This is a genomic window from Duncaniella dubosii (assembly GCF_004803915.1).
In the GTDB taxonomy this organism is placed as follows: Bacteria; Bacteroidota; Bacteroidia; order Bacteroidales; family Muribaculaceae; genus Duncaniella; species Duncaniella dubosii.
In genome coordinates, this window is the sequence record NZ_CP039396.1 from 2,257,775 (window position 1) to 2,281,913 (window position 24,139).

At 48.4% G+C, this 24,139-nt stretch carries 16 protein-coding genes, 2 tRNA genes and 2 pseudogenes; 8 read left to right on the forward strand and 12 right to left on the reverse strand.

The features are described 5' to 3' along the window. Nucleotides 1-96: 96 nt before the first annotated feature. A complete protein-coding gene (locus E7747_RS09800) occupies nucleotides 97-1,437 on the forward strand; it encodes a tyrosine-type recombinase/integrase (protein WP_168185303.1) in 1,341 nt (446 codons plus the stop codon). A 77-nt stretch (nucleotides 1,438-1,514) separates the two neighbouring features. Here E7747_RS09800 and E7747_RS09805 read toward each other — a convergent pair. After that, nucleotides 1,515-1,588: transfer RNA gene (locus E7747_RS09805), tRNA-Arg, on the reverse strand. 196 nt (nucleotides 1,589-1,784) lie between these two features. On the opposite strand from E7747_RS09805, the gene E7747_RS09810 reads away from it, so the two are divergent. Continuing rightward, entirely contained in the window at nucleotides 1,785-2,540 is a 756-nt protein-coding gene (locus E7747_RS09810; RefSeq protein WP_136415688.1) for a porin family protein, read from the forward strand. Between the two features lie 26 nt (nucleotides 2,541-2,566). On the opposite strand, the gene aroB is transcribed toward E7747_RS09810, so the two are convergent. From aroB to E7747_RS09865, 11 genes and pseudogenes are all read right to left on the reverse strand, one after another. Next, nucleotides 2,567-3,610: a 3-dehydroquinate synthase gene (aroB, locus tag E7747_RS09815; protein ID WP_136415690.1), complete on the reverse strand. Its 1,044-nt coding sequence runs from the start codon at nucleotides 3,608-3,610 to the stop codon at nucleotides 2,567-2,569. 81 nt (nucleotides 3,611-3,691) lie between these two features. Continuing rightward, nucleotides 3,692-4,453, reverse strand: a complete 762-nt coding sequence (locus E7747_RS09820) for an HAD family hydrolase (RefSeq protein ID WP_136415692.1) — start codon at nucleotides 4,451-4,453, stop codon at nucleotides 3,692-3,694. Further along, nucleotides 4,450-7,992 carry a hypothetical protein gene (locus tag E7747_RS09825; RefSeq protein WP_136415694.1) on the reverse strand — a complete coding sequence of 1,181 codons (3,543 nt, stop codon included), beginning with the start codon at nucleotides 7,990-7,992 and terminating at the stop codon, nucleotides 4,450-4,452. The genes E7747_RS09820 and E7747_RS09825 overlap by 4 nt, the downstream gene beginning before the upstream one ends. Before the next feature lie 40 nt (nucleotides 7,993-8,032). Beyond that, nucleotides 8,033-8,944 carry a DUF5715 family protein gene (locus E7747_RS09830; protein WP_136415696.1) on the reverse strand — a complete coding sequence of 304 codons (912 nt, stop codon included), beginning with the start codon at nucleotides 8,942-8,944 and terminating at the stop codon, nucleotides 8,033-8,035. Between the two features lie 35 nt (nucleotides 8,945-8,979). After that, on the reverse strand, nucleotides 8,980-9,627 hold the full coding sequence (gene queC / locus E7747_RS09835; protein ID WP_123614343.1) for a 7-cyano-7-deazaguanine synthase QueC: 648 nt from the start codon (nucleotides 9,625-9,627) through the stop codon (nucleotides 8,980-8,982). A 31-nt stretch (nucleotides 9,628-9,658) separates the two neighbouring features. Beyond that, nucleotides 9,659-10,129, reverse strand: a complete 471-nt coding sequence (gene queF, locus E7747_RS09840; RefSeq protein WP_123614344.1) for a preQ(1) synthase — start codon at nucleotides 10,127-10,129, stop codon at nucleotides 9,659-9,661. Between the two features lie 241 nt (nucleotides 10,130-10,370). Continuing rightward, nucleotides 10,371-11,711, reverse strand: a complete 1,341-nt coding sequence (locus E7747_RS09845; protein WP_136415698.1) for a glucose-6-phosphate isomerase — start codon at nucleotides 11,709-11,711, stop codon at nucleotides 10,371-10,373. A 73-nt stretch (nucleotides 11,712-11,784) separates the two neighbouring features. Then, nucleotides 11,785-12,777: an NAD(P)H-dependent glycerol-3-phosphate dehydrogenase gene (locus E7747_RS09850; protein WP_228449132.1), complete on the reverse strand. Its 993-nt coding sequence runs from the start codon at nucleotides 12,775-12,777 to the stop codon at nucleotides 11,785-11,787. 33 nt (nucleotides 12,778-12,810) lie between these two features. Further along, nucleotides 12,811-14,553: a lysine--tRNA ligase gene (lysS, locus tag E7747_RS09855; RefSeq protein ID WP_136415700.1), complete on the reverse strand. Its 1,743-nt coding sequence runs from the start codon at nucleotides 14,551-14,553 to the stop codon at nucleotides 12,811-12,813. 204 nt (nucleotides 14,554-14,757) lie between these two features. After that, the gene (locus tag E7747_RS09860) at nucleotides 14,758-15,246 is read right to left on the reverse strand and encodes a serine O-acetyltransferase (RefSeq protein WP_123614348.1); all 489 of its coding nucleotides are present in this window, start codon (nucleotides 15,244-15,246) and stop codon (nucleotides 14,758-14,760) included. 25 nt (nucleotides 15,247-15,271) lie between these two features. Beyond that, nucleotides 15,272-18,002 (reverse strand): annotated as a pseudogene (locus tag E7747_RS09865) (bifunctional fucokinase/fucose-1-phosphate guanylyltransferase). Nucleotides 18,003-18,199: 197 nt separating this feature from the next. Here E7747_RS09865 and E7747_RS09870 point away from each other — a divergent pair. The 6 genes and pseudogenes from E7747_RS09870 to E7747_RS09895 all read left to right on the forward strand — a co-directional run bounded on the left by E7747_RS09870 (nucleotide 18,200) and on the right by E7747_RS09895 (nucleotide 23,901). Beyond that, nucleotides 18,200-19,116, forward strand: a pseudogene (locus E7747_RS09870) (ribonuclease Z). 41 nt (nucleotides 19,117-19,157) lie between these two features. After that, a complete protein-coding gene (locus E7747_RS09875; protein ID WP_136415702.1) occupies nucleotides 19,158-20,945 on the forward strand; it encodes an aminopeptidase P family protein in 1,788 nt (595 codons plus the stop codon). A 71-nt stretch (nucleotides 20,946-21,016) separates the two neighbouring features. Next, nucleotides 21,017-21,553, forward strand: a complete 537-nt coding sequence (locus E7747_RS09880) for a gamma carbonic anhydrase family protein (RefSeq protein WP_136415704.1) — start codon at nucleotides 21,017-21,019, stop codon at nucleotides 21,551-21,553. 160 nt (nucleotides 21,554-21,713) lie between these two features. Then, nucleotides 21,714-21,795 (forward strand) — tRNA-Leu (locus E7747_RS09885). 263 nt (nucleotides 21,796-22,058) lie between these two features. Continuing rightward, the gene (locus E7747_RS09890; protein ID WP_136415706.1) at nucleotides 22,059-23,345 is read left to right on the forward strand and encodes a S41 family peptidase; all 1,287 of its coding nucleotides are present in this window, start codon (nucleotides 22,059-22,061) and stop codon (nucleotides 23,343-23,345) included. A 64-nt stretch (nucleotides 23,346-23,409) separates the two neighbouring features. Next, nucleotides 23,410-23,901 (forward strand): hypothetical protein, encoded by a 492-nt coding sequence (locus E7747_RS09895; protein WP_136415708.1) that lies wholly within the window; start codon nucleotides 23,410-23,412, stop codon nucleotides 23,899-23,901. Nucleotides 23,902-24,139 lie beyond the last annotated feature (238 nt).

Sequence of the window (24,139 nt, forward strand, 5' to 3'; positions counted from 1 at the left end):
GGTATAGCAAACCGGAAGTACATACCAATTCATAATCAATAATAAAAACTTTAATTCCAACTGGTGATGACGTTTAAACTTTACATTTGCAAGAAGATGAACAGCCGCGGAAATGTTGAAATATCCCTGCGTTTCCGCCATGGAAAGATTGATCAGCAGTCGTGTACTAATCTTTGGATAAAACCGATTTTTGTCGTGAGGGAAAGTTTTGCCGATGATGGCGGAAATGAATCGTCGGACTATGTGTTGAAATTGCCCGACGATGGTGTGAGGCCAGGCGATGTTGCCGACTACAGGGTGACGGTCGATTCGCTTGCGAGGTTAAAGGCTTACATCGAGGACAGTTTTTGCATGATGCGTCGCCGGACGGTAGAGGCCGGATGGCTTGCGGAAACCATTGAGCGTTTTCATGCCGATGAAATTCCGCGTCTTGAGGAGGAGCGCACGGAAGTCCTTGGGCTTATTGACGCATATATGGAAATCACGTCGGTAATGGATGCGTCAGAGAGCCGGGCGGAGGCTTATGCGCTTATGCGCAGGTCGCTTGCTCGCTACGAAGCCCATCGCCGGATTAAGTTTCCGCGTTTCAGACTGATGTCAGGCAGGATGAACGAGTCGTGTCTGCGGGATATCGAGAAGTTCATGCGAAAGGAACATCTGATGGTGAGGAAATATCCGCAGATTAGCCAAGGAGCCGGACTTGAAGGGAGGACGCGACCCAAAGGGCCCAATACGATAAACGACCGCATGAAACTTCTGAAGGCCGTGATGACATGGGGTGTGAAGACGAGGAGGATTCCCAGCAATCCGTTTGACACTTTCGTGAGCGGGCAGAATGTCTACGGCACACCTGTCTATCTCACCCTCGATGAGCGTAGGAGGGTAGAGCTTCATGATTTTTCCTATGATCCGCGCCTCGCTCTTCAGCGCGACATATTCATATTCCAGTGTTGTGTTGGATGCCGTGTATCGGATCTGATGCTGCTGACCACAGGCAATGTGGTTGACGGAGAACTGAATTATGTTGCAAGAAAGACCCGCGAGGGGAGGCCGGTGACAATAAAAGTCCCTCTTAACCGGACGGCAAAGATAATCCTTGAACGGTATGCAGACCATGACAGGGATACTCTTTTTCCGGCTGTCTATTCACGCATGGGCTACAACCGTGTGATAAAGGATATACTCCGTCTGGCCGGAATCACTCGTAAAGTTGTGGTCATCGATCCTCTCACGCGTGAGGCTGTGTGCCGCAGACTCTATGAGGTGGCGAGTTCACACATGGCCCGACGTACTTTCATCGGCAACATATTTAAGAAATTCAAGGATCAGAATCTTGTCAGTGAGCTGAGCGGACATGCTCCCGGCAGTCATGCGTTTGCCCGCTATCGCGAAATTGATACGGAGCTGAAGCGCGAGATGGTTGCTGCAATCGACTGAGACGGAAGAAATCGACAGTGGATATAAGAAAAAAGACAGTCACACTGCCAATAGGCAAGTAACTGTCTGATTTTTAGTGACTCCTACAGGATTCAAACCTGTAACCTTCTGATCCGTAGTCAGATGCTCTATTCAGTTGAGCTAAGGAGCCGTAATTCATTTTTATTTTGACTCTGCAAAGGTAGAAATAATTATTCAATTGTGCAAAATTTTTTGACGATTTTTCTCAATTTATCTTTCATGCTTGCTTTTCACGGTTAATTCATGTAATTTTGATTTCCCAAAAACGCATAATTTCAGATTGCCAATTCCTATCAACAAACCAAATTCATTATATTATTAAGATTATGAGAAAGAGAGATTTTGTATCCATATTGCTATTACCGATACTCTTATTGCTGCCTTTCAGGTCAAACGCACAGTTTGTCGCTCATGGCAAAGCTGATAAATTTATTGAATCGGACGTGCATCTTCTTCTTGGTGGAAGTTATGTCACGAACAATTATATGGATTCATATAGTGAGATTACAGACCTCAACAGTTCGATGGGCTTAGCATGGGGGCTTGGTGTGAGCGTCAAGTTTAATCTTTCATCGTTTATCGGACTTGGAACCGAGCTTAACTATCTTAGAAATTCCGGCAAAATTAATATGGCTGTCACAGCCGACGGAAAGCCTAATGTCTCGAATGTATTTATCAAAAACAGCTACAGATCTTTAAATATCCCTGTCTATGTGAGCTTCGGTTTCAATGTGGCCAATAATGTCAGATGGAATGTCGATGGCGGTCTTTATTTTGATTTCGGCACGAGCGGTTCGCAAAAGACCACCATATATAATGCCACTGTAAATGACCTCGGCCAGCTTGTGACGGCCATCACAAATCTGAAAACAGATTACTATGACAATGACAAGGCATACCTGAATTCATATCGTAATTTCGATACGGGTCTCCATCTTGCCACAAGCATAAAATTCATGGACAAGATTTCGGTCGGGCTGAGAAGCCAGTTCGGTTTCCGCAATGTGGCTCAGAGCAACGGCATTGTGAAACCGACATCCCACAATATCCGGCTCTTTGCCACTATCGGTTACGTACTTTAAGATAAAAAACTCCCCGTCTGTCGCGGTTATTCCATAAGATCACGGAATATGTCGAAAGCCGCGAGAATTTGCGCTTCTGACGCTGTGCGGTCAATCAAAACCTGACCGGGCGATGACAGGAGCGTAAAATTTATGCTGTCGCAAGTGTCGTTTTTCTTGTCGTGACGCATATATTCAATCAGACTGGCATAGTCATCACAGGTGATTGAGGGCGTTCCGTAGCCCTGCTCCTTGAGATAGCGAGAATATCTGTAAAGTTCCTCCGACGGGAATGATTCAAGTGAATGGGATAGGATCATTTCGACAAGTATGCCGTAGGCCACGGCATGTCCGTGAGGAACCGGAGCGCCTTTGTGGATGGCAAGCGATTCGAAAGCGTGGCCTGTCGTGTGTCCGAGATTCAGTGCACGCCTGATTCCTTTTTCACGTGGGTCTTCTTCAACGATACGTTCCTTTACCTTGACGCTCTTTTCAAGGAGGGGGAGGAGGCGTTCGAGATTTGCGTCAAGGATATCGAATCCGAGCAGCTCGGTGTAGTCATTTTCGGATGACAGCAGACCATGTTTCAGCATTTCTGCATATCCCGATAGCATTTCCTCTGCCGGAAGAGTTGAGAAGAGGGAGGTTGATATGATTACTGCGTCGGCAGGGGCAAAAGCACCGACCTCATTTTTAAGACCTTCGAAATTGATGCCGGTCTTGCCTCCGACTGCCGCATCGACTGCCGCAAGGAGTGTTGTCGGGACGTTGATGAAACGTATGCCTCTCTTGTATGTTGCCGCTGCAAATCCGCCCATGTCTGTCACTACGCCACCGCCGATGTTTATGGCAAGTGATTTTCTTGTAGCACCTTGGCTGATGAGTCCAGCCCAGATTTTTGTAAGCGAATCAATATTCTTATTAGTGTCGCCCGGTTCGACGGCTATGACAGGATAGCTGAGTGCGAGTCTCGGAAGCACTTCGTGTTCGACATGCGTATCGGTGATTATATGCACGCTTGAGGGGCTGAGTTCGGTTACCAGACGGTCGATTGCTTCACTGACGGAGTTTGTGTAAAGTATTTTCTGCATGATGGTATGAGGGTTGAGTTTGTTGAGGATGCTGTTTTCTAGATAAATTTTATTCAGGCTGTCTCTGCAGTCGGCCGGTGTCTAAACTTCTTTTGTTACTGTCAGTATTGACAGCAGCAGAGAGGGGAGAAGTCGTGCTAATTCAGGCATAGAGCTGAAAACGATTGCTGCTCCGGCTTCTTCGAGTGCTTCGCGTGGAATAGGCCCTGTGGTTACTCCGATTGTAAAAGCTCCTGAGCGGTCACCGGCCTCGACCCCGAGCGGTGCGTTTTCGATGACTATGGCCTGCGATGGTCTTACATGTGCGAGCTGCATGGCCTTTATGAACGGTTCGGGATGGGGCTTGCCATGAGTGACATCGCGCGAGGTTATGATTTTGTCTTCATTGAAGATTCCCGGGAAATCAGCCGTGATGCGGTCTATGAGTGACCGCTGTCCAGACCCGGTTACAAGTACACGCTGTATGCCGGTCTCTTTCAGCGTGTTGAGCATGTCGGCCGCTCCCGGCATCGGTTTTACAGGCGGGAGTTCCCTGAAATATTCGGTTTTAAGTCTATAGAGCGATTCTATTTCTTCATCTGTAGCCTCGCGTCCGAATGCTCTTTGAAACAGAGCGTTGATGGTCGATGCGCCTGTGCGTCCCTCGTAGAGATAAAATTCCTCGGGCGTGCATGCTACGCCGGCTTCGGTCATAAGCCTGTACCATGCCTTGGTGTGGTTCGGCATCGAGTCATATAGTGTACCGTCCATGTCAATCAGAGCCGCGCGGGGAGTCAGACGTCCAAAATGATGGCGGTCAAGAAAACGTAGGATTTCATTGGAAAATGGAACGGGTGGTATCATTTCTTTGCTTTTTTATTTTTTGTTTTCTTCGTTTCGGGGATAATTGAGGCATGAATCGCGGTGTCGGGTGGCGCTATGAGTCCTTCCTGGATGAAATAGAGTGAATCTCTGCGTGAAATGGTGTCGGTTGTGCTACTGTCGGCCGTGCCGGAGTCAGGCAGTCCCGAAAAGTCAAGGCTTCCGATATTTGCGTCGCGCACTCCACGGCGGAAGATATTGCCGATTTCCCTGACGAGATTGATTCGGGTCGTGTCGGCGATGGCAACTGATTTAGGCATGTTTTTTTCGTTGAACTTGGCTTTCCCGAGCCGTATTTTCATATCGTCGACATTGCCTGATATGTTTATTCCGAATTTGAACGGAAGGGGTGATTTGAGGACCGCGATGTGGTATTTGAGATTCATCGCCATGTCGTTTGTACCCATGACTCCGAGGCGGTAGCGGTCAATGTCGAATATGAACGGGAACATCTCAAGCTGAGAGTTCTGGACAATCATCTCGACATTCATACTGTCGATGACGTTTTTCTCTTTGTGCTTGAACATAAGCCATTTGCCAATTTTCTTAAATGTGGCTTCGTCAATCAGCACAAGGCTGTCGCCCGATAGCTTCAAGGCAGCCTTCAATGTTGGAATATCGATATTCATGCCGTCGCTTATACGGGTTGTAGCCGCGATGTTGGCATTGATGATTCCGTCGATTCCATAGAGCAGGGGCATAAGCGAGTCAATCGCGGGGACAAGTTCAAGGAATTGCTTGATATGGAAATCCTTGATTCCCAATCCGAATGCAAACGACGCATCCTCTTTCGACGGAGCGGAATAAAGTGCATTTAGGTCTATTCCGCCGACATTTGTCGCTGCGGTCAGCTGTTCGAGATTGATTGCTCCTTTGTAGACATTAAGCCGGCCTTTGAAGTCGCGGAACATCAGGTTGGAATAGGCTATGTTGTTGGCCTTGACATTGATATTTGCTTCTACGTTTGACGGGATGACAAGGGTGGCCATCGTATCGGACGCGTTTGTCTCGACCGAGGATTGCATGGCTCTTTCATTATCCGACTCTTGGGCGATGAATATTCCGGTTGTGTCGCTTTCGGCAAAGGCTGCGCCGGCAAACACGGCTCCTGCTATTTCATTCACTTCTATGGTATCGCCGTCAAGAGTGAAATCGAGCCTGAGAGGCTGTTGGTGGTTGATTGATGTCAGCGCTTTTTTGATATTGCTTACGCTGCCGTTCATCACGAGGCTTGTATGCCCGGTGCGCAACCGGGTGTCGGTTATGGTCAGAGAGTCGGAATTGAACCTGATGTTCAGGTCGCTAAGGGTGTTGCGTAGCGGGAAATAAGGGGTAAAGACTCTCATGCGTTCAGATTTCAACACGCCTCTTGCATCCCATCGGCGCAACAGGCGGCGCATCGAATTGTCGACGCTTATGTCGATAACCTCGCCTTCGGCCACAGCCACACTGTCGCTTGCAGAGAGTGTTTTCATTCTTGCCCGGCGTATTGCCCGAGCCATCGCTCTTAGTGAATCCTGTGGCAAGTCGGGATTAGCGACTGAAAGAGAGTCAATCAGCGGTGAGCGCCGTGGCCTTTGTGTGACAGCTGACGGATAGGCGGTCACGAGCAGAAGTGACTTTCCGAGTAGCGCCCTGTTGAGACGGTCACCATAGAAGGCACCGTCGGTAGCGACGTTGAGTACGAGCTGCGGTTTTGTCTTATCGTCTTTGTAGCGTCGGAGAGTCGCTCCGACAGTCGATTTGCGCAGGCGTATTCTTGTTGAGTCCTCGGTTGATCTGAACAGCAGTCTGTCAGCCACAATCCGGCCGCCAATAGGGTTGATTATGCTGGTGTCGGCTGACGATGAGGTGTTCTGGCATCCGACACCCATTTTCACTTCGGATGCCTGTAGAATCATGCCTGTGATTCCTGCTGATATTGTGTCGATTTTCAATGACGCGGTCAGAAGCGAGTCTACGCTGATATCTCCGCGAGTGAACGATGAGTTTGTCCCAAGTTTCAGCTCCATCGTCCGTGAATATAGTTCGGCAGGAAGTTCTGGCATGGAAATCTTGAGATTTCTAAGCGTAGCCTCTCCTGTCAGGCGTATTCGATGGAAGTTGTTTTGGTCAAGATAGCTTTTCCGCAGTGAAAATTTACTGTCGGCACGCAGAGAGCCGTCTATTTCGCATGGCAGTTCTGCAAGCAGCTTTTTCGGAAGTCTGCTTATTTCAACCCCGCCTTTGAATGTTCCGGATATAGTAGGGTCGCTGATGATATGGTCTATTTTCCCGTTAAGTTCAAAACCGACACCTTGACCGATTGCCAGAAGTTTTTCGACGTTTATGGTTGAGGCATCGAGTTTTTCACCGTTGATTTCAGCCTTTGCAAGCAGGGCGAAGCGGGAAAGATGAAGCTGTTCGTAGTCAGCGCGTCCTTCCGGAATTTCGAGAGTGACGTTCACCGACGGAATGGAATCGACGGCCGGTCTGAACTGCTGTGTGAGCTCTATGCCGAGTTTTATGTCGAATCCGGCTTTCAGATTGGCTGTTTCTCCGCACATTTCCTCCGGGATCAGTTCCATTATATCTGATGCAGGGGTGCGTGGAAGCAGAAAATTGAATCTGTCTATCCGCAGACCTTCGGCAAAGTTTATGTCGGTTGAAAGTGTCGTGTTTACTTTACCTGCGCTTATCTTGAAATTATTGAGCGCCAGTTTCTGCGGGTCATACTGGCTCCATCTGATGTCGCCGCCTATTCCGAAACTTAGATTTTTAATTGAAAAATCCGACACGGAAGCAGATGTCAGTCCGTGGATGTCGACTGAATAGTCCGGGGCATTGTTGCCGTTTAGCCTTGTGTCAGATAGAGTGATGCTTATATCTGTGGAGTCAGGGACAGATAGATAACGGACTGACATGCCATTGCGGATTTCGAATGTCGCAAACGATAAATCTGAGATGAAAACAGAAGTTTCATTGTTCTCATCCTCTTTTTTTGACTCAGGAAAGATGTCAAGGTTGGATCGCTGCGGTGTGGCCTGAACGATATTTATTTCAGGTCTGTCAAGAATGATGTCGTAGAGCGTTATATTTCCGGCAAGTAATTTCGGAATGTTTATCGCCCCGTTGAATCGATGGAGTGTGAGAAGTGAATCTGCCCATACCGGCATCCCGGCAACAGAGTCGTGTGGCAGGGGTGACAGTGCGTTACTTTTGACCGAGAGATCGGTGATGTCGAGCTCAAATCGAGGAAAAGTGTGCCAGAATGAAATTTCAATACGTCCGATGCTGATGTCTGCATCAATGTATTCATTGGCATATTTTTCCACTAACGGAGTCAGACGCTCCGGTTTCAGATATGAAACGGCTATTGTGATTGCAATAAGCACAACAGCTGTCAGACAGGCTATGACCCATAGCATCCCGCGCAGGATTTTTATCCATACGGGACGTTTCTTTAACGGATGTCGTGGATTTCCGTTGTTCTTCTTGCCTACAGTGCCGGAATTGACGTTTTGAGATGTCTGTTCGTTCATTGAGAGGCTAAACTATTGCAATAAGAGACTTATCTCTTGATCAGTTGTCTTTGGATGCTTCGTGCGGTTGTTTTTTGCGGGCTGTTATGTGGAAGCAGGGCTGCCCGCGTTCGTGCTTGACCCATAGTTTTCCTTCTTCGCGCATGGCCTTCAGCACTTCGCCGAGTATTCCTTTTAGATCGTCGACACTGCGGGGATTGTCGCTGTTGTCGGCAATGAAAGAGGCATACGATATGTCGAATGTCGTGGCGAGCTGATGGACTGAGGAGTCAATCGCGTTGCGGTTGCGGCGACGCAGTCGCTTGACGGTCCTTGGAGTCCTTAGCAGACTTGTCACCTTTATTCGGTAGTCGCCTCCGCCTCTCGATGCTATTGAATCGCGGAAGCGGTGTCCGATTTCGTGAAGTCTTGCAGCTGCTATTGGAACAAGATACGGGCGCGAATAGATCAGAGAGTCGATAAAAAAATCCTCACAGCTTGTCACCTTGACAATCGGTTTTTTCAGCTGCCAGTGAGAGCGGGTGTCGGTCAGCGGTTCTATCCCTATGATTTCGGCTTCCTGCCAATGGATATAGTTGCTGTCATTGAAAAATTGGTGCATGTTCCCGAAGTAGTTAACCTTGATCCGTTCGGTTGGTTCGGGCATTTCATCGAGGTGGGCAAGATGGCTGCTGACAGTATCAGTTTCCAGATTATGGACATCGGTCGGAATTTCTTCACTGATCGGTTTCACTTCTTCATTGATTCCGGCATCAGGTGCGGTTTCGTCACTTGACGCTTTTGTTGTCGTGACTATTGCGGCTCCGTCGGACTCGGAATGGCGTGTCGGCGTACACATCACCACACATAGTGATATGAACAGGATCGGCGGAAGGAATAGCCTGAGAGTTTTCTTCAGGCTGAAGCGTCTGCGTGGTTTGCGTTTAGGAGAGTTGTTGGATGTCGGTTGCATGTGGTAGTCAGTGTCGGATAAGAGAGGAAGATGGTTCAGTCGTTTTCCAGCTTTATACCGGCAAAATCCAGAGCTTCCCGACGTTCGACACATGTCCCGCATTTACCGCAATGATGTTCGCCGCCTTTGTAGCATGAATATGTATGGGAATAGTCTACGCCAAGAGTTTTTCCGCGTAATGCTATCTCGCCCTTTGTGAGATCTGTGTAGGGCGCTACGAGTTCCAGATGTTCGTATGTGCCGTCGGCTATGGCATTTTTCATTGATTTTATGAAGTCTGGACGGCAGTCGGGATAGATTGCATGGTCACCGGAATGGTTGGCTATCATCACTTTCTTCAAGCCGAGGCTTTCGGCGAGACCGGCGGCCACTGACAGCATGATGCCATTGCGGAAGGGCACCACAGTCGACCGCATATTGTCATCGTCGTAATTGCCTTCGGGGATTGCTTCAGCTCCGCTCAGAAGGGAGCTTTCAAAATATTTTCCCATAAACGAAAGGTCGATTTCATACCATTTCACATTAAGGTGCCCGCAGTTCCATTTGGCACACGCCGCTTCACGCATGTTATGGTTAGAGCCGTATTGAAATGTCACTGCAGCTGCTATCGAGTCGACATATTCCCAGAGCATTGTGACGGAATCCATGCCTCCGGAGAGTACAAGTAGTGTATCTTTTGCCATTTTTTGTCTTTAACGTTTGTGAGATGTTGTTTTAAAAATTGTCGGGAAATGATGCGAGCATACGCTGTTTTACCATTTCCTGATGCTGGCTGTCGCCATAGTTGGCAAACGGCAGTATGGCTATGCCCCCTCGTGGTGTGAAGATGCCTTTGACCTCGATATAGCGCGGATCCATGAGTGCTATCAGGTCTTTCATGATTATGTTGACGCAGTCTTCGTGGAAATCTCCATGATTGCGGAAACTGAACAGATAGAGCTTGAGACTCTTGCTCTCGACCATTTTCTCACGAGGTATGTAGGAGATCAGGATTTTAGCAAAATCCGGCTGTCCGGTCTTCGGGCACAGGGATGTGAATTCGGGACAGGTGAAAGTGACAAGATATTCATTGTCAGGATGTTTGTTGACAAATGTTTCCAGCACTTCAGGTGCATATTGAGTAGGGTACTTCACTCCGGTATTTCCAAGCAGTGACACTCCATTAAGTTCTGATTCGTTGCGCATTTTGTTTGGATTGCTATCGGCTGTTTGACAGTCAGCCTTTTATTTTTAGTATTCAACATGCAAAATTAGCAAAAAAAATCTACCGTGGCAATCTATATCCATGTTCGAGGGGAATATAACCGGAAGATATAATCAGCTGATGTCTCAAGTCAAATAACGAAGCCCCGCTCCGAAGTGGAACGAGGCTTTATGTCTGGGTGTCTGTAGCCCATAGAGGCTTACAGCTACAGGTGCTATTCTATCAGAGGCGCGACTTGATCGCTTCGGTTTCTTTTTCGTAGCCGGGCTTTTCGAGGAGAGCGAACATGTTGCGCTTGTAAGCCTCTACACCGGGCTGGTTGAATGGATTGACTCCGAGTATGTAGCCGCTGATACCGCAAGCCTTTTCGAAGAAGTAGATGAGCTGGCCGAGATACTTTTCTTCAAGTGCGGGGATAGTCACGAGCATGTTGGGGACACCTCCGTCGACGTGTGCGATACGTGTGCCGAGCTCAGCCATCTTGTTCACTTCGTCGACATGCTTGCCGGCGATGTAGTTGAGACCGTCGAGGTTTGCTTCGTCGGATGGGATGAACTTTTCGTGCTTGCTTTCGACAACTGAAATCACAGTCTCGAAAATGGTGCGCTCACCTTCCTGAATCCACTGTCCCATTGAATGGAGGTCAGTTGAATTGTCGACTGCGGCAGGGAAGATACCAAGGTTGTCTTTGCCCTCGCTTTCGCCGTAGAGCTGTTTCCACCATTCGCCGAAGAAGTGGAGCTTGGGATTGTAGTTGACAAGAATCTCGGTCTTTTTGCCTGCAAGGTAGAGGGCGTTGCGGGTTTCGGCATACAGATAAGAAGGGTTGGATGCGTCGGCTGTATTGGTCATTTTCTCCATTTCGGCAGCACCGTCGATGAGAGCGCGGATGTCAAATCCTGCAACAGCTATGGGAAGAAGACCTACAGGGGTAAGCACGGAGAAACGGCCGCCAACGTTGTCGGCGATGACAAAAGTCTTGTAACCTTCTTCGGTTGCGAGACGGCGGAGTGCGCCGCGCTGAGCGTCGGTGATAGCCACGATGCGCTTGCGGGCTTCGTCGACACCGAGCTGACGTTCAAGCTGCTCTTTGAGAAGACGGAAAGCGATGGCGGGTTCGGTGGTGGTTCCGCTCTTCGAAATCACGATTATGCCGAAGCGCTTGTCTTTCAGATAGTCCTGAAGTTCGTAGAGGTAATCCTCGCCGATGTTCTGTCCGGCGAAGAGAACTTTGGGATTGCCTTCAGATGCAGGACGATATGCGGCAAAACTGTCGCTGAGAGCTTCAATCACGGCCTTTGCTCCGAGATAAGAGCCGCCGATACCGATTGCAACCACAGTGTCGCAGCTCTGGCGGAGTGAATCGGCAGTGGCGACGATATCGTCGAGGAGAGCTTCGGTTGTGTCGGTGGGAAGATTAACCCATCCGAGGAAGTCGCTGCCTTCGCCTGTGCCGTTAAGCACTTTTTCAAGAGCATCGGAAGCCTTGCCGTCAAGTTTATTGATGTCTTCACGGCTCACAGTTCCGAGTACGTTTTTAATGTCAACAGATAAGGTTTTCATGTTATTTTAGTTTTTATATCCGATTGTCGTTTCTGATTTGTTATTGGTTGAGTATTATAAGGAATAGCGTGTGTCAGATGAACCATTTGCCAAGGGCGCGGATCGCACGCTCGGCGTTGGCATGGCGGTAGAGAATATCGTAGACGGCATCGAGAATAGGCATTTCGACACCATATTTTTTATTGATTTCCTTGATACATTTCGTACCGTAGTAACCTTCGGCTGTCTGTTCCATCTCCATTCGGGCCGTGGATACGGAATATCCTTTACCTATAATCGACCCGAAATTGTGGTTGCGGGAAAAACGTGAATAGGCAGTGACAAGCAGGTCGCCGAGATAGACAGAATCGCAGATGCAACGCGGACGCGGGCATGCTTCGTCGATGAAGCGCTCCATCTCGCGGATTGCGTTGCTGACGAGCATCGCAAGGAGATTGTCGCCTCCTTTCATTCCGTGGACAATACCTGCGCCGATGGAATAGACGTTCTTGAGAACGGCTGCATACTCGATGCCTTCGACATCGCTTGACGGGATTGTGCGTGTGTTGGGTGAGGATAGCTTGTTGCCAAATTCAATAGCGTTCTGGACATTGTGGCATCCGACCGTGAGGAAACTCGGACGGTCGAGCGCCACTTCTTCGGCATGGCAAGGACCGGCGACTACAAGCACTTTGTCTGACTTCACACCGAAATGGTGCATGACGAAGTCAGAAATGATTTCGTTGTCGCCCGGCACTATTCCTTTTACCGCCGACACGACGTTTTTGTCGGAGATATCGACGGCGATTTTGTTGATATGCGTCTTGAAGTAGGGCGAAGGCATGACCATCAGCAGTGTATCGGCATGGTTGCAGACATAATTTATGTCGCTTGAAAATTCAATGCGCGACACATCAAACTGAACGTCAGTAAGGTATGCGGGATTGTGTCCAAGCCTTTTGAAATCCTCTATGCGGTCATCGCGCCGCATATACCAGAGTATGGAGTCGCAGTTGCGAAGGAGAAGCCGGGCGAGAGCTGTAGCCCAGCTTCCGCCTCCCATAACTGCTATTTTATTAAATGCCATGATATGCGCGAACTGATGAAGGATTTCTGTTTATTATTCGGCTGCCGAGGTAGTTGCAGCAGCAATCCATTGTTCGACGTCTCCGATTAGGGGAGATTTGAACCCGAGTTTGAATTTCTTGTTGATTCCGCACAGTTCCTGATGGAGTTTTCCGGCTGTCTGGCCTGCGAGCTGGTCAATGGTGTAGACTCCGGCCTTGTAGATCGGAGCGACCCATTCGGCCGGTACTCCTATTGCGGTGAAGGCTTCTTCCTTGTCGCGGCGCTGCACCTTTTCAGGGCGCATCTGCGGGAAGAACAACACTTCCTGAATTGTGGTCTGGCCTGTCATAAGCATGACGAGACGGTCAATGCCCATACCCATGCCCGATGTCGGGGGCATTCCGTATTCAAGCGAGCGTACGAAGTCCTGATCAATAATCATGGCTTCGTCATCGCCCTTGTCGGCAAGTTTCATCTGCTCTACGAAGCGTTCATACTGGTCAATCGGGTCATTGAGTTCCGAGTAGGCGTTGGCGAGTTCTTTGCCGTTTACCATAAGTTCGAAACGCTCTGTGAGATTCGGATTGTTGCGGTGACGCTTGGTGAGCGGTGACATTTCTATGGGATAGTCGATGATGAAAGTCGGCTGGATGTAGGTGCCTTCGCACTTCTCGCCGAAAATCTCGTCGATGAGCTTGCCTTTACCCATTGTTTCATCGACTTCTATGCCGAGCGAACGGGCTGCGTCGCGGAGTTGCTCTTCGGTCATGCCGGTGATGTCGATGCCTGTGTGTTCCTTGATTGCATCGGTCATTGTCACGCGGCGATATGGAGCTTTGAAGTCGATGATATTGTCGCCGACCTTTACATGAGTTGTGCCGTTGACATCAAGACAGATTTTTTCAACCAGCTTCTCGGTGAATTCCATCATCCAGTTGTAGTCCTTGTAGGCCACATAGATTTCCATGCAGGTGAATTCCGGGTTATGTGTGCGGTCCATACCTTCGTTTCGGAAGTTCTTGCCGATTTCATATACTCCGTCGAAACCGCCGACAATCAGACGCTTGAGATAAAGCTCTGTGGCGATTCGCATGTAAAGCTCGATATTGAGCGAGTTATGGTGGGTGATAAAAGGACGGGCGCTCGCTCCGCCGGCGATTGACTGGAGAATCGGGGTTTCGACTTCCATATAGCCATGCTCGTTGAAGTAGTTGCGCATGGAGTTCATCACCTTTGTGCGCTTGACGAAGATGTCCTTTACACCTTCGTTGACAATAAGGTCGACATAGCGGCGGCGGTAGCGGAGTTCGGGATCGTCAAACGCATCATAGGTCACGCCGTCCTTGACCTTGACGATAGGCAGCGGACGGATTGACTTGCCGAGCACTGTGAGCTGCTGTGCATGCACGGAAATTTCTCCTGTCTGGGTGCGGAACACGTAGCCTTTGATTCCTACGAAGTCACCGATGTCGAGAAGTTTCTTGAATACGACATTATAGAGGTCTTTGTCTTCGCCCTGACAGATTTCATCGCGGTTGACATAGACCTGTATACGTCCATGTGAGTCCTGAAGCTCAAGGAAAGAGGCTTTGCCCATGATGCGGCGACCCATGATTCGTCCGGCGACCGAGACCTCGCGCTGGGGTGCATCGTCGGTAAATGTTTCTTTAATCTCGTCTGAGTAACCGGTTACGGGAAATTCGTCAGCAGGAAACGGGTCTATGCCGCGTCGGCGCATTTCGTCGAGGCTGCCTCGGCGCACGATCTCTTGTTCACTGAGTTCAAGGATGTTCATATATTGATGATTTTTTACTTATAATATATTAAGTTGGTAACCATGTCTATTGCCCGTCCGCAGAAAGGGAAACAAATGCAAAATTAATTATTTTTTCCTCTATGCCCAACAAAATAGGCTCCAAAACTTGGAGCCTAATGTTAAAAACGCAAAATTCTAAGAGTCATTTATTCAAAATTTCGATGTCAGGGAGAGTGCTGCGAACTATTCAAGAAAGCTTTTATAACCCTCTTTCCAGTTTTCATCGGCAAAAATATTGTAGTCGAGACCGGAGACATCTCCTATGATTCTGGCTGGAATTCCGCCGACTATTTTGCCGCGACGTACGCTTTTGTTGACAACCGCATTTGGAGCAATGATGACTTCGTCTTCTATGATGACAGGACCTTGGATCACCGCTCCCGGCCCGATGTAGACCCTGTTGCCTATTTTCGGACACTCTTTATATGGACCTTGTCCTACGATTGATACGTTGTTGCCTATTTTACAGTTATCGCCGACAGTGGCTTCGGGATTAATGAGCACGCCCATTCCTCCGTGGTTGAAAAACGTCCCGCGTCCGATTTTCATTCTATAGCTGATTGAACAGTTATAGTTGATGAATATCAGAAGTTGCAGCAGCTTTGGCAGCAGCGGGATGTGATGCCTGTAAAGCCAGTTGGCCAGACGGTAGAGCCTGATAGCATTTAGCATGACTGTTTATTCCTTTATACGACTCTTAGCTTCTCGTTACAGTAAGTCCTGAGCGAGAGAGCGAAAGGTCGACGAGACGGGCGTTTGGACGTAGCGGTTCGGTATGAAGGAGCTGGCATATGCGTGCGGCCGCTTCAGGATCTTTTGCAATCATGTAGAGATAGCCTCCACCTCCTGCACCGGGCAACTTGTAGCCGAGGCACAGGTCGTCGATGCGCCGGGTGATGGCATCGACCTCCGGCGGGTTGGTTCCTCGGTCAATGGCCATTTTCTGATTCCATGTGGTGCGCACAAGTTCGCCGAGTCGGTTGAAGTTGCAGCGCATTATTGCGTCATACATTTCCATTGTGTGAGCTTTCATGCTGCGGAGCAGACGCAGCTGCGCGCCTTCGTTGAGGAACATGTTGCGGACTATCTCGGCAAGAATGTCCTTTGCCGTGCGGGTTATGCCTGTGTAGTACAGAAGATGGCATGAGGCATATTCCGGGTCGGTGAAAAGGGTGTCGGGAAGCCAGCTCACCATCGGATTCTGTTCGAATCCCTTTGAAGTCTGGAGCAGTTTGACGCCTCCTATGACACCGCCGAACTGGTCCTGCCAGCCGCCACCTGTCGTTAGAAGCTGTTCGAGGACGAGTGTACGGCTACAGATTTCATTCTTATCCCATGCGAGTGAGCAGAAGTCGCTGATTGCTCCGAGGACTGTTGCCGCAAGGATGCTGCTCGTGCCGAGTCCGCTTCCGGCGGGTATGGCTGAGAACAATGTGATTTCAAGTCCTGAACCGAAGTCTTCGAGCTGTGCTTTGAGTGATGGATAGGTGACTTCGCAGAAACGGGGATGGAAACCGGCGAGGGCAAGTGCAGCCTTGGGTATCGAGAATGGACTGCCCACACGGTGGAAGTCAAGTATGGCATCAAAATTGTCAATGCGCTCTTCCGCTCCGAGGTCAATGCTACGGCAGATGATGTGGGGCTCTTTACAAGGACGCACGTAGGCCTGCAATGGCGGCTGGCCGTTGAGCTCGATGGCGAAATTGATGACTGTCCCGCCTTCCATCAGGCAATAGGGAGCGGTGTCGCTCCATCCGCCTGCGATGTCGATGCGCACAGGTGAGCGGCTCCAGACAATCTGGTCGGAGCAGACGGCGCGTTGCGGCAGTTGTTTCTTCTCGAGTGCGGCGCGGGTGAGTCCTTCACGGAGAATCGAGAAGGCAGTGTCCTGATCGGCTTTCCATTCCTGATTTGAGCGTCGTTTCACTTCTGCGCGGAACATTGCGTCGCTTGCGCGCTTCACAAGTGGCTCTGTCTCTGAAATAGGTGAGGGCAGAGGTATCGAATCCGTAGCGAATGCTTTGGCGGCTTCGAGAAGGTCGGTCTGATAGAATACGCTGTGGTTGTGGTTCTCAGCGAGCGCTATGCGGTTTTGTTTACGGAAGGCGCGACGCTGGGCGACGAGTCGGTCAAGACGTGCGATGTCTGAGATGCGTTCGGCGCTTAGCATGTCGTAGCCTGCGAGGTCGGCGTTGCCTTCAAGCATGGCTTTGACGATGCGCCCCATATCGGAGATGTCTGTGACAACGGGGAACTGCGGTCGTTTCTGTTCGTCGCCTGCAAAGCGGTCGTCGATGTTGTAGACACGCACTGCATAGGCATTGTCATTTACAGGGATTATGTCGACACATTGTCCCGGTGTGAGTGACAGCTCCCAGTTGTTGGCCGGGACGCCTGTGATGATATGGTCGCTTGTAAGCTTCCATCCCTTGGCAATATGGCTGTTTTCTATCCAGATATTTGTGTTTGATGCGTCAAACCGGATTTCGGTTATGGTGTTCTGGACAAAAATCGAAGGGTGAGGCTTGCGGTCGCGGTGCATGATTTCGCGCTGGTCGTTGACGATGTTCTGAACGGCCAGTGTCGAAGAAATCATTTCGCGGCCAGTGCCGAAATGATAGAATTGTCCTCCGGGAAGTGGCACGATGGCAACTGTGAGTTGGCGTAGTTCGGGGTCGGTTATTTCCGGATCAGTGCCGAGCGCACGTCCGAATTCGGAATAAAGGTCATATTCCCTGAATGAGCCGTCGGCGTTTCGCGAGCGCTTGCGCAGTAGTTCAACCGCACGGTCACTGAGCAGCCAGATGCCTATGTCGGTGAGGAAGTAGCCGGTCTGCAGGAGGGAGTTGAGTTTTTCGACCGACGGTTTCTGTAGCATGCGGTTGAGCACAGAGGGTGCATCGTGAGTGCTGTAGAATACTCCGTGGTTCTTGGCGATTGATGAGTTGAGCCATAGGCCGTAGCATACGACATCGGCTTCCGGGACTGGAGCAAGGCGTTCGGCAGCACGGATATAGACATCTCCGCTGACAATCATTGTGTTGATTGAGGCGGGTGCCGTCGACATTATGCGTTCGTAGAGGGGAGCTGGAGGTCGAGCAGGGTTTGCGAAAGCGACTGTCCGCGCTCCCATCGGAAGATTGGAATCGGCGTGAGCACCTTGCCTGACGGTGCATAGGAGGGCAGTCGGCGGCTCTGGCCTCCGGCATGGATTATTATCTTCCGTTCTTTCCCTATCCATTTTTCAAAACTGTCGCTGTCGGCTGACTCGCGATGGCATTCTTCAAGAATCCATGTAGTTCCGCCACCGCTGCCGAGTCTGTGGCCGATGGGTCGGAAGTGCAGTAAAATTCAGATTTTGAAAGTCCGGTTATATCGTGAAAGCATCCCACAAGGTTGGGCGGGAGCGAAAGGAGTTTCTTAGCCATTTGATTATTTCAAGGTATATGGTGAGCATTGTTTGCTGCAAATTTACAAATTATTTTATAAAAACTATCCAATCGCCTGTCACATATATAATATTATTGTCTTTGTGTCTTTCACTCTTTCTGTAGAAAAGATTTGTGTGAGATTTTAATTGGGAATAAGATGAAAAACGCGCTTTTTTGTGTACTTTTGCGTTGTTATGGCAAAGTTTCAGGTCAATATACTCGGATGCGGGTCGGCCACGCCTACGGCGCGCCACCAGCCGTCGTGTCAGGTGGTGGTTTTTCGCGACAAGCTATTCATGATTGATTGCGGTGAGGGTGCACAGCTGATGTTCCGTCGGCTGGGTCTGAAATTCTCGCGTCTCAACCATATATTTATCTCTCATCTTCATGGCGATCATCTTTTTGGGCTGCCCGGACTGCTTTCGACTATGGCTCTGCACCAGATCAGCGGGTCTGTCACTGTCCATATATTCCGTGACGGAGCAAGGCTGATGAAAGAGTGGATGGATTTTTTTAATCGTAATTCACCGTTTGAAATTATCTATGATATAATAGAGGAAGGGGAGCGGAGGATTGTCTATGAGGATTCGGGGCTTACGGTAGAGACTTTCCCTCTCTATCACCGCACTCCATGTTCTGGTTTCATATTCCGCGAGAAGCCCAAGCAGCGCCATCTGCGCGGCGATGCTGTGAGATTTCACAACGTTCCAGTCTCTCAGCTTAAAAACATAAAGGACGGCGGTGACTATGTGAAAGATGACGGTACGGTCATTCCAAACGCGATGCTGACCACGGATGCTGATCCGTCAATGAGCTATGCCTATTGCAGCGATACGATGATGGACAAGCGTGTCGCAGCCGATATAAAAGGTGTTGATACGGTCTATCATGAGGCCACTTACGATGATTCGCTTGAGGCTATGGCCAGTGAGCGCGGGCACTCGACAGCACGTCAGGCCGCGCTTATTGCTGCGGGGGCGGGGCTAAGAGGTTGATTATCGGACATTTCTCGAAACGCTATAATTCTGAAGAAATTCTTCTCAAGGAAGCATCGGAGGAGTTTCCTGATGTGATTGTGGCCAATGAAGGGCTGCGTGTCGACCTTGAATGAACTGATTACGAAATAAACTTCTCAAAAGAAATATAAATATTATGCAGAATCTGATTATCGAGCGCATTGTAGCGCTTCGCAAAGAGATGGCTGCCGAAGGTGTGAAGGCGGTGATACTTCCGCGCACTGATGCGCATCTGAGTGAATATATATCATCCCATTGGCATATTGTCCGCTATCTCAGTGGATTCACCGGCTCGGCAGGAACAATGGTAGTGACCGACAAGGAGGCTCTTCTTTGGGTCGACAGCCGCTATTTCCTTCAGGGTGCACAGCAGATTGAAGGCACAGGGATAATCCTGATGAAAGACGGACTGCCTGAGACTCCCTCAATCACCGAATATCTATGCGAACATCTCGCGAAAGGTGATAAGGTCGGTATCAACGGTATGCTCATGTCAATCGACGAGACCGCCTCGCTCCGCTCGCGTCTCAACGCTGCCGGAATCAAACTGGATGTCGATTTTGATCCGATCGACCGTATATGGGCTGACCGTCCGTCGCTTCCTTCCGACAAAATTTTTGTTCACGATGAGAAATATGCCGGAGAGTCGGCCAAGGCCAAGATTTCACGCATTCTTAAAAGCGCGGCCGTGCAGGGTGCGGAGGCGTATTTCACGTCGGCTCTTGATGAAATAGCATGGGTGCTCAATATCCGTTCTAACGATGTGCCCTGCAATCCTGTCGCAACCTCATTCCTTTATCTTGCTCCGGATGGAAGCACCTTGTTTGTCGATGGGGCGAAGATGACTTCCGAAGTTGAAGCCTATCTCAAGGATGCCGGTGTGGCTGTCGCTCCCTATGATGCCGTACTTTCCTCGCTGGCAGCTCTGCCTAAGGACGTGACGGTTCTTCTCAGCGGAAGCCGAGCTTCGGGTGCGATTGCTCATGTCCTCGAAGGTCGCTATGTGAAGGGGAATTCTCCCGTGGCTCTTCCGAAGGCTGTCAAAAACGATGTCCAGATTGCCGGAATACGTCAGGCACATCTTCGCGACGGTGTTGCTATGGTGCGTTCGTTTATGGAGATTGAAAAGGTGGTCGAGTCTGGCGAGAAGCTGACTGAAATGGGTGTAGCGGATATTCTGCTGAAACATCGCGGTAAGGGCGATCTGTTCTTTGACCTCAGCTTCGAGAGCATCTGCGGTTTCGGTCCGAACGGTGCTATTGTCCACTACACCGCTACGCCTGAAAGCGACTCTGTGATTACGAAGGGCAATCTGTTGCTGATTGACTCAGGTGCGAATTATCTGGACGGCACTACCGACATAACACGGACTATCGCCATAGGAGAACCGACAGCTGATATGCGCCATGACTTCACTCTCGTGATGAAAGGCCATATAGCCATCGCTACCTCAATCTTCCCCGAGGGAACTCGCGGAGCTCAGCTTGATGCGCTCGCCCGCATGCCGCTCTGGAAGGAAGGAAAGAGCTATCTCCACGGCACCGGTCACGGTGTAGGTCATTTCCTTAACGTGCATGAAGGACCGCAGAGCATCCGACTGAACGATACTCTCGCATCGCTTACGCCGGGCATGCTCACTTCAAATGAACCCGGTGTGTATCTTGCGGACCGCTATGGCATACGTTGTGAGAACCTCGTGCTCACAATTCCTTACGAAGAGACAGAATTCGGCAAATTCTATGCCTTCGAGACGATAACGCTTTGTCCGTTTGACCGCAGTCTGTTTGATGTCTCAATCATGTCGGACGAGGAGATTGAGTGGGTTGACAACTATCACCACACAGTCTACGACCGCCTTGCTCCGCTTATGACGGAAGAAGAGCGCGCATGGCTCGCGGCCGCAACCAGACCGCTTGACCGTTAATCCGTCTAAGCCCGATAGTGGAGCCAGCATTCGGCGCTCCACTGATGTTTAACTTTTATAGATTATTAAAAATGGCCTTGATAATTCCAGTCAGAGGTTTTACGCCTGAAATCGGACCTGACACCTTCCTTGCCGAGAATGCTACGGTTGTCGGTGATGTGGTCATGGGTAGCGAGTGCAGCGTGTGGTTCAATACCGTTATCCGTGGAGATGTCAACTCGATCCGTATCGGCAATCGTGTGAATATTCAGGATGGTTCGGTCCTCCACACGCTATATAAGAAATCGACGATAGAGATTGGCAATGATGTTTCTATCGGACACAATGTGACCATTCATGGCGCAAAAATCCATGATTATGCCCTTATAGGTATGGGAGCTGTCGTGATGGATGATGCCGAAGTCGGAGAAAACGCCCTTGTCGCCGCAGGCTCGGTTGTGCTTTCACGCACTAAAATCGGTCCGAATGAACTTTGGGGCGGTGCCCCTGCCAAGTTCATAAAGATGGTCGATTCTGAAACATCACGTGAACTCAATAAGAAGATTGCACATAACTATCTCAGGTATTCACGGTGGTACACCGATCCTGATGCCCAAACAGATTTTTAATCTTCCTATTGTGAGTATAAAAAAAAATGTCTACCTTTGTCCCCGTCTAAGTCGCGTAGGCGACCGTCAGGGACACGGGTAGATATTTTGTGATGTGAATCACATTTGGTTTTACAGAATATTGCCCGATGGTCATTGATGACAGACGAAATATAAATTTGCCCGGATGGCGGAATCGGTAGACGCGACGGTCTCAAACACCGTTGGAGCAATCCATCCCGGTTCGATCCCGGGTCCGGGTACTGATAACGACTGCTAATCATTTGATTTCCAGTCGTTATTTCTTTTATGATGTCTACTAAAAGTGTACTGGTAGCGAAAAATAGCACTATATAACTGTGTTATTTTATGATTTTTAAGTGGTGTTTGTTTTATTTAGTTGATTTTCTCTCGATGGTTGAGGCTCAAAGTGACCAGATATTGAAAAAATAGCTAATTTTGCAGTTAGATTCAATCCAATCAATTATAGCATTTTAAACTAAAAACTAATACAAGGAATCATAACATGAATTCTACTCACAGAAATATAGTAAAGACTCTTGGTAAAGTTTTGCTTGCAATACTGGGGCTTATTCTGCTTGCATTTGTTGGAGTGATAGTCTATTTTAAATGGTTCTATTCATCTGACGATATAGATACGGAAAGTTATTATGTTAAATCTTTGCCATTGTCGAGTGACCGTTTCCCTGATGACTTTAACGAGATAGCTGCGATTGTAAAAGATAATTATTCTCTTGCCGAATCCAAGAATCTGAATCTTGATTCTATATGCGATTTATATGCGATACGAGTAAAGGATATATCTTCACCGAAAGAATATGGCGAGATGCTTGAGGAATTTTTTGCCTCTCTTCAAGTAGGACATTCATACGTATATTTGAAGTCGTATACTGCCGGTACTTTTCCGACGGTTATCAACGACTCTGTTTTTATCAGTAATCCGAATGATATTATGACAAAATCCGGATTCCGGGATAAGGATAGAGTCATAGCGGTTAATGGTGAATCAGTGATTGATTGGATGAACCGTAATGAGAAGTATGTAGCTGCATCTACTCCACTTAATCGTAGGCTCTTCGCTGCTGCCAATATCTTTAGGAGCCTTTTTGATACAACTCGCGACTATACTGTGTGCCGTGGAAACGATACAATAGAGATTAATTTACCTTTATTACCCAATGATTCTCTGCCTTCTTCCGTTTCAGCTAAGACGGACAGTAAAGTTTTAAATGATAATATAGGTTATCTCGCCATTAACACAATGATGGATGGCGTAATCGAAAGTTTTGTTTCTGAATTCAATAAAGTCCGCAATTTGCCATACCTTATCATTGATGTTCGCAATAACGAGGGTGGCAATAGTGGCAATGGACGGGAATTAGCCCGATATTTCATACATGAAGATCAGCCTCACTGTGTTGACAATAAGATAATCTCACCGGTTGATGATGCTTACCAAGGAAAGGTAGTCTTACTCACAAGCCCTATGACTTTTTCAGCAGCTGAGAGCTTTGTCATAGATATGAAAGAGAGTGGAAATATCATATTGATTGGAGAGCCAACAGCCGGTGATACAGGGAACAGGCCTAAAACATTTAAGACTTCCAGTGGAATATGTTTCCGCATTCCAACCGCACCGCCGTCTGTTTCTCCTAAAGGATTTCCGTTGGAAGGAATTGGTGTTGCACCGGATTATCTTGTTTCTCAAACCGTATCGGATTTTATCAATGATAAAGATACGCAGCTTGAATTTGCAAAGCAATATTTGACCGCTACTAATTTGGATTTTTGAATTAGCAAGGCTCTAAGTCTATTAGATTAAATAATCTTATTACATTTAACCAAGAAATATCAACATGAAGAAAATCATAGTGTTTATAGCCTTTATCACATCAGTGGTATGTGCTTATTCTCAAAACGACTCAATTGTCGACATGATTGCTGACGTGCAGACAAGCATCAATAGTCATAGCCAGCAGCTGACCACATCATTGCTGATGGATGATGCCTACAAGAACACTCCGGAATGGGGCAAGTACAAGGCGCTGAGTGCGGTTGGATGGACTGCATTAGGAGTTGGAGTTGCCATGACCACTACCGGTGTATTACTCTGCTTTACATCAAACTCTGATTTAGGATCAGATGCAATGTCTACCGCTTCTAAAGCATTGATGATTTCCGGTGGAGTTATTTCTGTAGCGAGTATCCCGATAATAAGTGTGGCATATTATAATAGAAACAAGGCAAAGAAAATCGGTGTGGGCATGGGTATGACTCAGCTTTCGACTCCGACTGTCGGACAAAATATTTGCTATACTCCAGCCATGAATTTTACTATAACCTTTTAGTCGCGTAAAAACCGAGATACGGCCACGGCTATCCATTATGATGTCAGTATGAATAGCCGTGGCTTTTTGTGTTAAGCTATATTGAAATTTTTTAAATAAAATCAAAATTAGAATTTTCACATATTTATAAATGTAGTTTCAATTATTTTATATAATTTTGCATTGAAAATTCGATTATATTGTTTCCAGTCTGAATACCTGAAATATTTAGTGGAAATAACATTCCTCGTCATATGAC